Origin of the sequence: Pseudomonas sp. R45(2017), from assembly GCF_002112305.1 — a bacterium.
In the GTDB taxonomy this organism is placed as follows: Bacteria; Pseudomonadota; Gammaproteobacteria; order Pseudomonadales; family Pseudomonadaceae; genus Aquipseudomonas; species Aquipseudomonas paraglycinae.
On the sequence record NZ_NEHH01000009.1, the window covers coordinates 41,853 to 55,875 of the forward strand.

The 14,023-nt window shown below is 61.9% G+C and carries 15 protein-coding genes; 3 read left to right on the plus strand and 12 right to left on the minus strand.

The features are described 5' to 3' along the window. Nucleotides 1–50: 50 nt before the first annotated feature. The 7 genes from CAF74_RS20770 to CAF74_RS20800 all read right to left on the minus strand — a co-directional run bounded on the left by CAF74_RS20770 (nucleotide 51) and on the right by CAF74_RS20800 (nucleotide 5,228). Nucleotides 51–1,208, minus strand: coding sequence for a glutathionylspermidine synthase family protein (locus CAF74_RS20770; RefSeq protein ID WP_085747595.1), 1,158 nt, complete (start codon nucleotides 1,206–1,208; stop codon nucleotides 51–53). A 2-nt stretch (nucleotides 1,209–1,210) separates the two neighbouring features. Next, nucleotides 1,211–1,903 (minus strand): DUF1190 domain-containing protein, encoded by a 693-nt coding sequence (locus CAF74_RS20775; RefSeq protein WP_085609134.1) that lies wholly within the window; start codon nucleotides 1,901–1,903, stop codon nucleotides 1,211–1,213. A gap of 17 nt (nucleotides 1,904–1,920) precedes the next feature. Continuing rightward, nucleotides 1,921–2,346: a DUF350 domain-containing protein gene (locus CAF74_RS20780; RefSeq protein WP_007955627.1), complete on the minus strand. Its 426-nt coding sequence runs from the start codon at nucleotides 2,344–2,346 to the stop codon at nucleotides 1,921–1,923. Between the two features lie 13 nt (nucleotides 2,347–2,359). Next, nucleotides 2,360–3,010, minus strand: coding sequence for a DUF2491 family protein (locus CAF74_RS20785; protein WP_085747596.1), 651 nt, complete (start codon nucleotides 3,008–3,010; stop codon nucleotides 2,360–2,362). Nucleotides 3,011–3,135: 125 nt separating this feature from the next. Then, a complete protein-coding gene (locus tag CAF74_RS20790; RefSeq protein WP_085747597.1) occupies nucleotides 3,136–3,834 on the minus strand; it encodes a PspA/IM30 family protein in 699 nt (232 codons plus the stop codon). Between the two features lie 17 nt (nucleotides 3,835–3,851). Further along, the gene (locus CAF74_RS20795) at nucleotides 3,852–4,520 is read right to left on the minus strand and encodes a YjfI family protein (protein WP_085747598.1); all 669 of its coding nucleotides are present in this window, start codon (nucleotides 4,518–4,520) and stop codon (nucleotides 3,852–3,854) included. A gap of 153 nt (nucleotides 4,521–4,673) precedes the next feature. Further along, nucleotides 4,674–5,228, minus strand: coding sequence for a cysteine hydrolase family protein (locus CAF74_RS20800; protein WP_085747599.1), 555 nt, complete (start codon nucleotides 5,226–5,228; stop codon nucleotides 4,674–4,676). A 101-nt stretch (nucleotides 5,229–5,329) separates the two neighbouring features. On the opposite strand from CAF74_RS20800, the gene CAF74_RS20805 reads away from it, so the two are divergent. The 3 genes from CAF74_RS20805 to CAF74_RS20815 all read left to right on the plus strand — a co-directional run bounded on the left by CAF74_RS20805 (nucleotide 5,330) and on the right by CAF74_RS20815 (nucleotide 8,358). After that, complete coding sequence (locus tag CAF74_RS20805) at nucleotides 5,330–6,325, plus strand: GlxA family transcriptional regulator (RefSeq protein ID WP_085747600.1); 996 nt, start codon at nucleotides 5,330–5,332, stop codon at nucleotides 6,323–6,325. Nucleotides 6,326–6,503: 178 nt separating this feature from the next. After that, nucleotides 6,504–7,610: a DUF3182 family protein gene (locus CAF74_RS20810; protein WP_085747601.1), complete on the plus strand. Its 1,107-nt coding sequence runs from the start codon at nucleotides 6,504–6,506 to the stop codon at nucleotides 7,608–7,610. After that, nucleotides 7,600–8,358, plus strand: coding sequence for a S9 family peptidase (locus CAF74_RS20815; protein ID WP_007955615.1), 759 nt, complete (start codon nucleotides 7,600–7,602; stop codon nucleotides 8,356–8,358). The genes CAF74_RS20810 and CAF74_RS20815 overlap by 11 nt, the downstream gene beginning before the upstream one ends. Here CAF74_RS20815 and CAF74_RS20820 read toward each other — a convergent pair whose 3' ends face one another. The 5 genes from CAF74_RS20820 to CAF74_RS20840 all read right to left on the minus strand — a co-directional run bounded on the left by CAF74_RS20820 (nucleotide 8,359) and on the right by CAF74_RS20840 (nucleotide 13,662). After that, nucleotides 8,359–9,348, minus strand: coding sequence for a lysylphosphatidylglycerol synthase domain-containing protein (locus CAF74_RS20820; RefSeq protein WP_085747602.1), 990 nt, complete (start codon nucleotides 9,346–9,348; stop codon nucleotides 8,359–8,361). Continuing rightward, nucleotides 9,345–10,631: a cardiolipin synthase ClsB gene (clsB, locus tag CAF74_RS20825; RefSeq protein ID WP_085747603.1), complete on the minus strand. Its 1,287-nt coding sequence runs from the start codon at nucleotides 10,629–10,631 to the stop codon at nucleotides 9,345–9,347. Before clsB ends, CAF74_RS20820 begins: the two co-directional genes overlap by 4 nt. After that, nucleotides 10,628–11,425, minus strand: a complete 798-nt coding sequence (locus CAF74_RS20830; RefSeq protein ID WP_085747604.1) for an endonuclease/exonuclease/phosphatase family protein — start codon at nucleotides 11,423–11,425, stop codon at nucleotides 10,628–10,630. The genes clsB and CAF74_RS20830 overlap by 4 nt, the downstream gene beginning before the upstream one ends. Further along, the gene (locus CAF74_RS20835) at nucleotides 11,422–12,348 is read right to left on the minus strand and encodes a DUF72 domain-containing protein (protein ID WP_085747605.1); all 927 of its coding nucleotides are present in this window, start codon (nucleotides 12,346–12,348) and stop codon (nucleotides 11,422–11,424) included. Before CAF74_RS20835 ends, CAF74_RS20830 begins: the two co-directional genes overlap by 4 nt. 102 nt (nucleotides 12,349–12,450) lie before the next feature. After that, nucleotides 12,451–13,662, minus strand: coding sequence for an MFS transporter (locus CAF74_RS20840; protein WP_085747606.1), 1,212 nt, complete (start codon nucleotides 13,660–13,662; stop codon nucleotides 12,451–12,453). Nucleotides 13,663–14,023 lie beyond the last annotated feature (361 nt).

Below are 14,023 nucleotides of genomic sequence, written 5' to 3' on the forward strand. Positions count from 1 at the left end.
AAAAGGCCCGTCGCTGAATGCGACGGGCCTTTTTCATGCACGCAGGTTTTTCAATCAAGAATCAGATGTGGCAGAAACCGGCTCGAATCCTTGGTGATAAGGCTGTTGTCTTCGCGTACGCCAATCCCCGCCGCCTGATCACCGATTACCCACGAACCGATCAACGTGTAGCTGTCGTCGAACTTCGGCAAAGGGGCAAACTCCTGCAGGATGAAGGGCGCGTCGGTGTAGGGCCCATCCTCTTTGACGATCAGACCTTCGGCGGTCTGCAGCTCGATGTTGGCGCCTTCCCGAGAGAAGTACGGTTTGCGTACCCAACCCTTTGGCACCGCGCTGCCCGGGTTCGGGTCGAGGTGCGCGGCGAGCAGATTCGGGTGGCCCTTGTGAAACTCCCATAGCAGGGGCAGGGCGCCCTTGTTGGAGAGGATCGACTTCCACGCCGGTTCGAAAAACTGCGTGTCGCACTCGGCAATCGCCGCGCCGAACGGCTCGTGGAAGATGAATTCCCAGGCGTGCAGTTTGAACAGGTGCGGGATCCAGCGATCTTCGAGATCCACGAAGCGGCCGTCAGCGCTCAGGCCGATGTCTTCAATATCGATGTGCCGCGATTCGATGCCGACCTTCTCTGCGATCAGCCGCAGATAATCCGTGGTGCCCTTGTCTTCGACCGAGTCTTTCATCGAGGCGAAGTAAAACGGCCGCTTCAGTTTCAGTTGAGCAAAGGCTTCGTGCAGCCGGGTGTCGATGCTGTTGAACTGGTCGGCATGGCGCGGCAGCATTCCGCGCTCGATGCATTGCTCCAGCCAGCCCCACTGGAACGCCGCCGCTTCATAAAGGCTGGTGGGCGTGTCGTAGTTGAGTTCGAGCAGCTTCGCAGGGCCGTTGCCGCTGTAGGAGAAGTCCATGCGCCCGTACAGATGCGGATGACCTTCCAGCCAGGACGTTCGGATCATGTCGTAGTACGGTGCCGGAATGCTCAGACGATCCAGCAGTTCTTCGCTGTGCACGACGCGGTCGACCAGATCCATGCACATCTCGTGCAACTCGGTGGTCGGATCCTCCAGATCGTTTTCGATCTGCGCGAGCGTGAACTGGTAGTAGGCGCGCTCGTCCCAGTACGGCTCGTCGTCGATGGTATGAAACAGAAAACCGAGGCTTTCGGCGGTCTGTTTCCAGTCGTGGCGCTCGGCGCAGTGGATCTTCTTCATGGTCAGCTGCTCGAACGGCCCCAGCCGCCCCAACCGCTGCGTGCGCTGGACTGGCTGCCGAAACCGCCACGGGAAGTGGACGAGGCGACGTTGACCGGTTTGCGGTAATCGCTGTCGTAGTCCCGCTGGCTGCGGCTCGGTGCCGACTCGATTCGACGGTTCAGCGTCGAGGTGTCGTAGGTCTGGCGGGTATTGCGCTCACGATAAACCGGCCGCGAGTCGCTCGCGCGGTTGTTGCTCATGGCATTGCCGATCAGCCATCCGGTGAGCCAGCCGTTGCCTGCACCGCTGGATGAGTGCGAGGTACTTGTCTGATTGCTCTGCACGGCAGCCGCATCACCCGCCGGCATCTGTGCATTGGCGATCGCATCGAGGTTCTGCGCCGGCTCACCGTCCTGCGGCACCTTGAAGCCACCGAGTTTCGGCACGAAACGGCCGGCGGAATTTTTCTGACACCAGTCAGCAGCAAAGTCCGCGTCGCAGGCAGCCTTGTCGTCGTAGGCCGGGGAGATCCGCCGGTGTTCGGCCAGGGCGGCGACGTAGGCATTCGAGCAGACATCCGGCGCCAGTTCGGCGTCGACGCATTGTTCGACACTCTGGAAGTTGCGTTGCTGTTCCTGGGCGGCCACTTCACCGGAAATCGCCAGGGCCACCGAAGCGGCCAGGGACAGTTGAACGTACTTGCTTCGTTTCATCTCAGGCTTCCTGCCGATCAGTAGGACGGGGTCATGCACGCGGCGTTGAGCATGCCGACGCTGATTGCCACCGCCGCCACATAAATGCCCGCGGCGATTTCACCGTTGGCGATGCGTTGGGACGTGCCTTTGAGCACCAGCCCGGTCGCCAGGAAGGCCAGCAATTGCACCACAGCCGCGATCACCGCCCAGAGCACGAAGTCGAGCACGTTGATCGAATGGGCGATCACGTTGCTCGCCGGAATCGCGAAGCCGATGATCGCGCCGGACAGGGCAATGGCGGCGGCGACGTTGCCGGAACGAATCAGCTCGAATTCCTTGTGCGGCGTGACGCGGGTGTAGACGAACTGAAACAGCATGAACAGCAGCACGGCGCCGATCAGGTAGGCAACGAAACCGACCAGCGCGGCTTTGTTCAGGGAAATGGACAACGCTTCCAGCATGGAAAACTTCCTTTTAGATAGTGCTCAAATCGGTGGTGTACAGCGAGATGCCCAGCGAGGTGCTCAGGCTGACGGTGCCTTCTTCGTCCTGTTCGACGGAGAACAGCAAGAGCTCGCGGCGATCGGTCAGGCCGGTCTCGCGGGCGTAGAGCATCGAGTGATGGTTGATGGTGTAGGACTCGTCGGGGTTGATCACCTGTTCGGTGAGCGGCACCAGTTCGGTCTGGCCACGTTCGGTGCCCCATTCACGAGTGTATTCGACACCTTCGTGGCGGTAGGTCGGCAGGCCGATCAGGCTGTTCGGGCCGGCCAGGCGCTGCAGTTCGGCGTCACTGTTGACCGTCACATAGCTGACGTAATTGAACAGCGTCACCGACTCGATCTGGTCGTCGCCGGTGACATGGACTTGTACCCAGAATTCTTCATCGTTCAGATAGTAGCGATGCAGTTTGTTCGACTGACCGAGGTCGATCCAGCCGGCGCTCCAGATGGCCTGGGCGTCGGGAACACGTACCGAGGTGCTGCCGTCGAGCAACAGGCCGAGGGTCGTGTCGAAGCGGATCGCCTTGCCCTGCGCCAGTCCGAGCGGGCCACCGGCAGACTCGGAGGTCGACGCCGCCGACTGCCGGTTGCTGGTGCCGAGCAAATCTTTGAACCATCCCATGGGTACATTCCTTGAAGCGGGTGGAGGTATTCGTTGGCAAAACGCCGCTAGTGTACCGGGCCGCGCGGCGAACGAGCAGGCAAAAAAAAGAAGGGCACGCGGTGCCCTTCTTTTTCTGGCCGCCGTTACTGGGCGGACTTCTGCTTCAGACGCTCGAGGATGGCGTTGGCGCTGCCTTCGTTCGGCGTGATGCCGGCTTCGCGCAGCTTGCGGTCCAGGTCGTTGCCGGTCGTGGCATCGGCCAGTTCGTCCTGAGCATTCAGCTCGGCGGCACGTTGCTTTTGCTTTTCCTGCAGACGGTTCAGGGTGCCGACGGCGGTTTCCAGTTTGCCGTTGGCGCCGCCGCTGGCGATCGAAGCGCTGACCTGAGCCTTCTGCACGCTTTCACGGGCCTTAGCCATGTCCACTTGCTGGCGCAGGCTCTTGATCCGCGCTTCGGCCTTGTTGATGTCCTTGCGCATGTTGTCGGCGTAGGTGCCGAACTCGTCGCTCTGGGCCTTCTCGGTGGTCAGGTCGTTGGTCAGGGTCGAAATTGCTTCGGCCACTTCCATCGCCAGATCTTCGCGGCCGGCGTTCAGGGCGGAAACAGCCTTGGCTTCCAGGTCCTTGATCTTGGCGTCGTACTCGCTCACGCGGTCGGCGGACAGCTTGTGCTTGGCCATGATGGTGACCAGTTCGCGACGGGCGTTGGACAGGGCGCTGTCGGCGTCACGGATTTCCTGATCGAGGATGCGCAGGGCCTGTTGGTCAACGATCGCTTCGCCGACTTCATTGGCGCCGCCGCGCAGCGCGGTGAACAACTTGTTCCAGATGGACTGAGTCATTGGATTTTCCCTGTTGATTACTTGAAGAAGTGTTCGAAGGCTTCGCTGGCGCGCTGCACGTTGTCGACCAGGGTTTTCACCTCGGTGACTACGTTGGTCAGGCTCGAATCGGCACTCAGTGCACCGAACATGTTGTAGACGGTCTGGCCATTGGGCATGGTTTCGATGCCGATCGACGACAGCGGGAACATTTCCCGGCTGCGCAGCACGGCGTCGTTGAACGCGCGTACGTCGGTGATCGAATCAATGTCCACCAGCACGGTGTCGACGATGATCTGCTGGCCGGCGATGGCGATGTGAATCGGCAGACCGCCGAATTCGTTCATTTCCAGCTTGAGGCTGGGTTCGGAGCTCTGGATCAGAGACAGCGTGATTTCTTGCGAAGCCACCTCGTCCAGCGCCTTGAAAGCGTTGTAGAGGCTATCGATGTTCCAGTTGTTGCCTGCGCTCATGTAATTCTCCGACATGAAAGAGCCAGCCAGAATCGGTTGGCGTAGCTGTTGCTCCATTTGCTTGAGCAAGCTTCGGTTTTCCGGAAGCACCCAAGTTTCGTGTTTCACATAACCGGCGGCAGCCAGGCCCGCGCGCATCTGCTTCATGTAGAAGCTCGACGGTTTTTTCGCGGACGGTGTCGAGCGCACTCCCTTTGGGCTCTCTGACGCTGTAGCGGGGGAGCGGCTTTTCATGGCGATGACTCCGTTATGAACATCTCACGCGTGAGCAACACTACAACCAAATCAAAATGCCATCAATGGCTCACGCGTGAGATTTTCATGACACGCGAAAAAACGCCCGCAACGAGGCGGGCGCAGGTTTTTCTGGTTGTATCAGAGCAGGGCTCAGTGGCTGGCGACGAGGAACTCGTCGGTGGACACCACGCTGGCGTAGGCAAACCCCAGCGCCGACATGAACGCCGCATGCACGTGGGCGGCGGGAACGGTCATGCCGTTGAATTCCAGATCGCGGCTGGCGCAGGCATCGTGGATCACCGTGACGGTGTAACCCAGATCTGCCGCTGCGCGGGTGATGCCGTCGACGCACATGTGGCTCATGCTACCGACCACTACCAACTCTTTGATGCCTTGTTCATCGAGGATCGATTGCAGCTCTGTTTCGCGGAATGAATTGACGAAGTGCTTGAGCACTACCGGCTCATCGGCGCGGTTGAGCACTTTCGGATGCAGTTTCGCGCCTTCAGAGCCCGGGGTGAAAAACGGTGCTTCGGGCGAAGTGAATTCGTGGCGGATGTGCACCACCGAATCACCGGCCTCGCGGAACGCCGCGATCAACCGGGCGGCGTTGTCCGCTGCGGCGTCGGCACCGGCCAGCGGCCACTTGCCTTGGGGGAAGTAGTCGTTCTGGATATCGACTACGATGAGCGCTTGCTTGGCCATGGGTGTGTCCTCGAAGTGAACGTTGGGTGTGGGCTCAGTATTGGCGCTGGCCACGTTTTCGAGGATTGGCCGCACCGACAATACACAGGGGAAAACTGACAATGGACGCGAAACCGGCGGTCGTCGAACTGGGTGTGCTGATCTATCCCGGCGCGCAGCTGGCGGCGGTGCATGGTTTGACTGACCTGTTCGCGGTGGCCAACCGGGTCGCTGCCGAGTACCAGAGTGCGCAGTTGCCGCGCTTGCGCGTCAGCCATTGGCAGGTTGAGGGCGATCAGCCGCCGGTACGGGTCCACGACAGCGACCCCGGCGCCGAAGCGGGTCTGGTGGCGGTCGTGATTCCGCCGTCCATTGGTGGTTTCTCGGCGGCCCAGGTGTCCGTCGGGTTGATTCACTGGCTGCGCGAGCAACACGCCCGCGGCGCCACCCTCGGCGGGGTGTGCGTGGGTTCTCTGCTGCTGGCCGAAAGCGGTCTGCTCGACGGTCGCAGCGCCACCACGCACTGGACGTCAGCCAAGGCGTTTGCCGAGCGTTATCCGCACATCAAACTCAAGGCCGACACACCGATTGTCGATGACGGCGACCTGATCACCACGGCCGGATTGATGGCCTGGTCGGAACTGGGGCTACGGCTGGTCGATCGTCTGCTCGGGCCGAGCATCGCCAGCGCGACCGCGCGGTTCCTGGTGGTGGAACACAGCGACAGCGCCAGTGCCTGCGGCAGCAATTTCGCCCCGATCCTCAATCATGGCGACGCGGCGATTCTCAAGGTTCAGCACTGGCTGCAAAGCAATGGCGCGACCGATGTCTCACTGACGGCGATGGCCGAGCGCGCGGGCCTTGAGGAGCGCACGTTCCTGCGTCGTTTCCGCGCGGCGACCGGCCTGAAGCCAACCGAATACTGCCAGCACCTGCGGGTCGGCAAGGCCCGGGAAATGCTCGAGTTCACCAATGGCACTATTGACCACATCGCGTGGACGGTGGGCTATCAGGATCCGGGAGCCTTTCGCGCGACGTTCAAGAAAATCACCGGGCTGGCGCCGAGTGAATACCGCACGCGATTCGGCGTGAGTCCGCCGCCAGCCGTGGCGAAGTAATACGCACCCGTCGTGCAAAATGCCGGAGCCCACAGCGCAGTCGTGCAGATTGAAATAGGCGCGGTGCCAGCACGGGTTTTTCAAGTGGCTGATTTGCAGGGCGTTTCCGGCGAACCCCGGTTGGCCTGATCTCTGCACCCTCTGACCTACATTCAACCCGCCGTTGGAAGGGGGACGCATGACCCCGACATCCCGCAGGAAAGTGGTCGTCGCCCACTCGGTTCGACCCGGCGCACCACAACATGAAGTGCAGACCAACAAGGCCCTCGCGCGATGGCTGGCGCAGATCCTCGGTCTCAAGTTCGGCGGCAGTTACGACGCCGAAAAACATCGCGGCCGGGATATTTATCTGCTGCCGACCCAGACCCTCGTCGGCGCGGCGGCCCGCGAATTGGGTGTGAGCGGCCCGGATGATCTGTGGGGCGGTTTCGTCGAGCACGATTTCATCTGCACCAAAGCCATCAGCCACGGTCTGCGCAGCCATCAGGCCCATGCGCCGCAAGGCTGGTCGCCACTGTTTTCCGAGCGGGTGCGCACCGTGGTGCTGGACGGGCTCAGCGTCTTTGCGCTGGAAGATGCCCGGCCTGCCGCTGAACATCTGTTGTACAGCGGACCGATCCGGATCAAGCCGATTCACGCCTGTGCCGGGCGCGGACAGGAAGTGATCAAGAGCCTGGATGCGTTCGACGAAATTCTCGCCCGACCCGAGGCCGGAGAACTGTTCAGCGATGGCGTGGTGCTGGAGCAGGATTTGAGTCAGGTGGTTACCCACAGCGTCGGTCAGTCGTTCATCGGCGGCAGGGTGCTGAGTTACTGCGGTGATCAATACTTGACCAAGGACGCCCACGGCGAAGAGGTGTACGGAGGCTCGAACCTGCTGGTGGTGCAGGGCGGTTACGAGGATCTGCTGGCGCTGGATCTGCCCGACGACGTGCGTCTGGCCATTCAGCAGGCGCAGGTGTTCGACCGGGCGGCGGACGAAGCCTATCCGCGTTTCTATGCCTCGCGGCGCAATTACGACATCGCCCAGGGCCTGGACAGCGAAGGCCGGCCGCGCAGTGGCGTTCTCGAACAGTCCTGGCGCATGGGCGGCGCCAGCAGCGCGGAAGTGGCGGCGCTGCAAAGCTTCGTCAACGATCCTTCGATGCGCGCGATCCGCGTGTCGTCGGTGGAAACCTATACCGATCAGGCCCTGCCGGCGGATGCCATCGAGGTGTATCGCGGGCCGGCCGAGAACAGCGACTTTCTCCTCAAATACGTAACGGTCAAATCCTATGACGGCTAGAAGCGAAAGCATTCAAATCGACATTGATGATGAACAGATGAGCGGGACGTTTCTCAGTCCCAAATCGAAAGTCCCCGGCGTGTTGTTCGTGCACGGCTGGGGCGGCAGTCAGGAGCGCGATCTGGAACGGGCTAAAGGCATCGCCGGCCTGGGCTGCGTGTGCCTGACGTTCGATCTGCGCGGGCATACCGGCGGCACCGGCATTCCGCTGAGCCGGGTCACCCGTGAAGACAACCTGCGTGACTTGCTGGCGGCCTACGACCGGTTGCTCGCCCATCCGGCGCTGGACACCTCGGCCATTGCGGTAGTGGGCACCAGCTATGGCGGTTACCTCGCTTCGATTCTGACCTCGCTGCGCCCGGTGCGCTGGCTGGCGCTGCGGGTGCCGGCGCTGTACCGCGACGAGCAATGGCACACGCCCAAGCGCGATCTGGACAAGGCCGACCTGCGCGATTATCGCGGCACGCTGGTGCGCGCCGACAGCAACCGTGCCTTGCACGCCTGCTCGCAATTCACTGGCGACGTGCTGCTGGTGCAGTCGGAAACCGACGACTACGTGCCCCACGCGACGATCATGAGTTACCGCGCCGCATGCCAGCAGACTCACTCGCTGACGCACCGCATCATCGACGGCGCCGACCATGCCCTGAGCGATCCGACCTCGCAGCAGGCCTACACCTCGATCCTGGTCGACTGGATCACCGAGATGGTGGTGGGCGAGCGGTTGAGCATCATTCAGTCGCGCTGATCAGGACTTGGGTTTCTTCTCGATCCGCAACGCCTTGGCCTTGGCTTCCACCACCAGATACATCAGCACGGTGATCAGCAGCGGCAGCAGGAAATAGATCGCCCGATAGGCCAGCAGCCCCGCCACCAGACTGCCGCGCGAAGCCTCGTGTTGCAGCAGCGCCACGAACACTGCTTCCAGCACGCCGAGCCCGGCGGGAATGTGGGTGATGACACCGGCAATCGCGCTGATCAACAGCACCCCGAGCACCAGCGGATAGTCGAGTTTGCTCGGTAGCAAGGTGAAAATCACCGCCGCCATCAGCGACCAGTTCAGCGCCCCGAGCAGCAATTGCAGGACCGCCATGCGCAGCGACGGCAGGTTGATCTCCACCCCGCGAATCGACCACTCGCGCCGCCGGGAAAACTGGCAGGCGACCAGATAGCCGACACTGACCAACAGCAGCAACACGCCAATGCCCTGCAACGCACCGCTGCTGATTTTCCAGCCCGGTGGCATCCGCACCAGCCCGCTGGCGAACACCACGCCGGCGATGGTCATGTAGCCGAACCAGTTGGTCGCCAGGCTCAGGCCGAGGATCTTGGCGATGTTGCTTTTGCTCACCCCGAGCCGCGAATACAGGCGATAGCGCATGGCGATTCCGCCGACCCACGCGCTGAGGTTGAGGTTGAACGCATAGCTGATGACGCCCACCGGCAGGATCTGTTTCCACGTCAGGTCCTGACGAATGTAAGTGCGGCCGATCAGGTCGAAACTGGCGTACACCAGAAAGCTCAGCAGGGTCAGGCTGGAGGCGATGATCAGCGTGCGCACCTTGAAGTCGGCGAGGGTTTGCAGCACCTCGGCCCATTCGATACGGCTGGCGAACATCGTCAGCAAAACGATCAGCGCAAGGAAAAACAGCAGGGTCAGCGGACGTTTCCAGCGGCTCCAGCGGGACTTGCCCGCCGGTGCCGGATGCACCGCCGCGTGGGCTTCGGAATGGCTCATGACGGATCGCTCCCGGCGGCGTGGGTGAAGGGTTTGAGCCGTGGCTTGTGCGCCGGCAGCCAGCCGGCCATCGCCGGGAAATGCCGCAGGAAGTGAAACACCAGAAAGCCCACGGTCATGTGCCAGATTCGCCCGCGCGGCGACTTCGCGGCGTCCATCGCCTTGCAGTGGTTGTGGCTGAGGTCTTCGAGGCGTTCGAACAGGTGGCGATTGAAGGCGCGGTCGCGGATCAGCACATTGGCTTCCAGGTTCAGCGAAAGGCTCAGCGGATCAAGATTGCTCGAGCCGACAGTGCTCCATTCCTCGTCCACCAGCGCCACTTTGCCGTGCAGCGGCCGCTCGCAATATTCGTGAATCTGCACCCCGGCCTTGAGCAGGTAGTCGTAGGTCATGCGCGCGGCGAGTTTGGCCACCAGCATGTCCGGCTGCCCCTGCAAAATCAGCCGCACCTCGACCCCGCGCCGGGCTGCGTTGCGGATCTCACGCAGCAGGCGATAGCCGGGAAAGAAGTAGGCGTTGGCGATCACCACCCGCCGTTGGGCGCGGCGCAGCACCTGCAAATAAACGTCTTCGATATCCGTGTGGTGCCGGTCGTTGTCGCGGAACACCAGACGCACCTGACCGTCGTGATCGTCGAACGCCATCTCGGCACGCCGTTGCCGGCGACGCTGCCACCAGAATCTCGCCCGTCCCGGTCGGCCGCTTTGCAGCAAAGCGAAATGATGGATGTCGGCCACTGCCGGGCCCTGAATTTCCACCGAGTAATCCTGCTTCGCTTCGGGACCGAAATCGGCCAGGTGATCACCGGAAAAATTGATCCCGCCAATGAATGCGACCAACCCGTCGACCACCACAATCTTGCGATGCAACCGCCGGAACCAGTTGGTGCGAATCCCCAGATGCTTGGGGGCCGGATCGAAGATTTGCAGATGCACGCCGGCTTCACTCAGCGCGGCGAGATAGCCGGTGCTCAGTTCGCCACAACCGAAACCGTCGAGGCTGACGGTGGTGCGCACGCCACGCCGGGCGGCATCGATCAGGATCTCCTGCAATTCCTTGCCGACCTTGTCTTCGAAGACGATGAAGGTCTCCAGCAGGATTTCGCTTTTCGCCGCGCGCATCGCTTCGAACACCCGGGGGAAATATTCCTCGCCGTTTTCCAGCAGCTCGATCCGGTTGTTGCCCTGCCAGCGATACTCGACATCGACGGTGCCCGGCTCGCGCACGGGCGGGGTGATGCTGACGGGCTCCACAGCGGATTTCTCCAACGGTGCACTGCTCATAGTTCAATCTCCACCGATAGCGGTGCGTGGTCGGAAAGGTGTGACCAGGGACGGTTCGCCAGCACTTTTGGCTGACTGGCCTTGAGGTTGCGTACGTAGATCCGGTCCAGGCGCAGCAATGGCAGACGTGCGGGAAAGCTGCGCGCCGACCGGCCGTGATGCGCCGCAAATACTTCACGCAGGCCACAGGGTTCAAGCAAGGCATCGGCGCGCTGGCGCCAGTCGTTGAAATCACCGGCGACGATCACCGGCGCGTCATCAGGCAGTTCGGCCAGACGTTCTCGCAGCAGGCGCAGTTGATCGTTGCGATGACTTTCGCGCAGGCCCAGATGGACGCAGATCGCATGCACTTCACGGTCATCTCCCGGCAGGCGCAGCACGCAGTGCAACAGGCCACGGTTTTCGTGGCCGCTGATCGAAACGTCGAGGTTGTCATGGCGCACGATCTGGAATTTCGACAGCACTGCATTGCCATGATCGCCCTCCGGATACACGGCGTTGCGCCCGTAGGCGAACTGCGGCCAGAGACTGTCCGCGAGAAATTCGTACTGCGGCATCGTCGGCCAATTGTTGTAGCGCTTGGGATGATGTTCGTGAGTGCCGTGGACTTCCTGGAGAAACACTACATCGGCGGACACGCTGCGCACCGCTTCGCGCAATTCCGGCAGGATGAAACGCCGGTTCAGTGCGGTGAAACCCTTGTGGGTGTTGACCGTCAGCACGGTGAATCGGCGCACCGTGGTGATTACCGTGGTCTGCTCGTCGGTGACGCCGAGCGGCTCGGGAATGCTCATGCGAGTACCCCTTCGGCGGCTGGCTCACCGGGCACGGTTTCAAGGTTTTTATCCAGATCGAAACGCTGCAGGAGACTGCGGGCATCGAACGGCGCGCGGACCTTGATGTCGTTGTCGAAGTAGCAGAACACCTCGCGGGATTTACGGGTCCGAGGCTTCAGGCGCGGCGCGATCAAATGGGCGTCGCCCGGTTGCCGGCCGTGGTGCCAGGCGTCGATCCGCTCGGCCCAGCGTTGCAGGGCGGCACGGGTGTAACCGCTGGCGTAAAGTTCTTCGGCACCGTGCAGGCGCAGGTAGACGAAATCGCTGGTGAGGTCTTCGCGGTACGGCCATTTCCCGGCGGTGTCGGCGATCACCAGCGCGGTGTTGTAGCGTTTGAGCAGGCGCACGAAGTCGGGGTCGATGAAACTGTCGTTGCGGATTTCCACGGCATGGCGCAGCGGTTTTTTGCCGTAGGCCTTCAGGCTCGCGTGGCCGTGCAGGTGTGAGTCGTGCTGGCGGGCGAGGGCGGCGGCAGCCTGGGTGTCGTGGGGCAACTGATCGAGAAAGGCTTCGAAGCGTTCGGGGTCGAACGTGAAGTTGGGCGGGAACTGCCAGAGGACCGGACCGAGTTTTTCCTTCAGCTCCAGCACTCCGGAGGCGAAGAAATTGGCCAGGGGTTTTTCGATATCGCGCAGGCGGCGGATGTGGGTGATGAAGCGGGGCGCCTTGATGCTGAACACGAAGTCATCCGGCGTCTCGGCGTACCACTGGGCGTAGCGTTCCGGCCGTTGCAGGGCGTAGAACGATCCGTTGATTTCGATGCTGTTGACCGCCCGTGAGGCGAACTGCAATTCGCGTTTCTGCGCCAGCCCCTTCGGGTAAAAGTCCCCGCGCCACGGGGCGTAACGCCAGCCTGAAATACCGATATGAATCGTTGCCATGCCGCCCTCCCGTCGAAAGTCCCCGTACGGCCTCTGTCTGTGGATGACTGCGGGCGGTCGCGGAAAGTTTCGACGGGATTACGGACGGTCGGGCTGGCTTGATCAATGCCCGGTGACGATCCGGGCCGAGCCTTCGGCGGGTTCGGCGTACACCGGGCCCAGGCGATCGAGGCGACCGCTCAAGGCTGTCAGGGCCAATGCCACCAGTACCACCAGGCCGCCGATCCACGCGGTGTGAATCAGGCCGATGTGCTCGACGATCAAACCGCCACCCCACGCACCGCCGGCAATCCTGAGGTTGAACGCGGCAATGTTCAGGCCCGATGCGACGTCCACGGCTTGTGGTGTGTGATGTTCAGCCTGACGCACCACATACACCTGCAAGCCCGGCACGTTGCCGAAGGCGACTGCGCCCCAGACCAGCACGGTGGCCAGCGCCAGCCATGGATTTCCTGCGGTGAAAGTAAGCACGAACAGCACGGCGGCGAGCAGGGCGAAGATGATTTTCAGCGCGCTGATCGGCCCGCGTTTGTCCGCCAGTTTGCCGCCCCAGATGTTGCCGACTGCCACTGACACGCCGTACACCAGCAACACCAGGCTGACGGTGCCGGCGCTGAAGCCGGAGATGTCCTGAAGGATCGGCGCCAGGAATGTGAAGGCGATGAACGAACCGCCGTAACCGATGGCGGTCATGGCGTACACCAGCAACAGGCGCGGTTGCTTGAGCACCTGCAATTGCTGCAACAGCGAGGCTGGTTTGCTGTGGGCGATGTTTTTCGGCACGTACAGCAAGCTGCCGATGAACGCGATCACGCCGAGTGCCGACACGGCGAGGAAGGTTTCACGCCAGCCGAAATGCTGACCGATGAACGTGCCCAGCGGCACGCCGGTGACCAGCGCCACGGTCAGGCCGGTGAACATGATCGCAATCGCACTGGCGGCTTTTTCCTTGGGCACCAGGCTGGTCGCGATGGTCGAGCCGATGGAGAAGAACACGCCATGGGCCAGACCCGTGACGATCCGCGCCAGCACCAGTGATTCATAACTTGGCGCCAGCCAGGCCAGCAGGTTGCCGAGGGTGAACAGCACCATCAGCGACAGCAGCAACAGTTTGCGCGGGACTTTGCCGGTGAGGGCGGTCAGCACCGGCGCACCGATGGCTACGCCGAGGGCATAGAGACTGACCAGCAGACCGGCGGACGGCAGGCTGACGCCGAGATCGGCGCCGATGGTAGGAAGCAGGCCAACGATGACGAACTCGGTCGTCCCGATGGCGAAAGCGCTGAGGGTCAGCGCGAGCAGGGCAATGGGCATCACGGCACTCCGGTGGGGGATTGAATGAAGCGCAGTGTCGGGGTTTGGTGGGGGTGAAAAAATACAGGGATGGGCATTTGATATTTGACCTGAGAGCAAAGATCAAAAGCACGCCCTCACCCTAACCCTCTCCCGAGGGGAGAGGGGACTGATCGATGTGTCCTTTTGAGTTACGCCGACGTGATACACCGAGCCGTACTCAGGTTCCGACGCAGCATAGGCCGGCTCTCGGACTTGAGATCAAAACGAACCTTTCAGGTCGATGTAACTATTGAAAACAACTCAGTCGGCTCCCTCTCCCTCTGAGAGAGGGCTGGGGTGAGGGGGCTCTTGAACTTTGCCGGCCAAATGTCGATCAGTT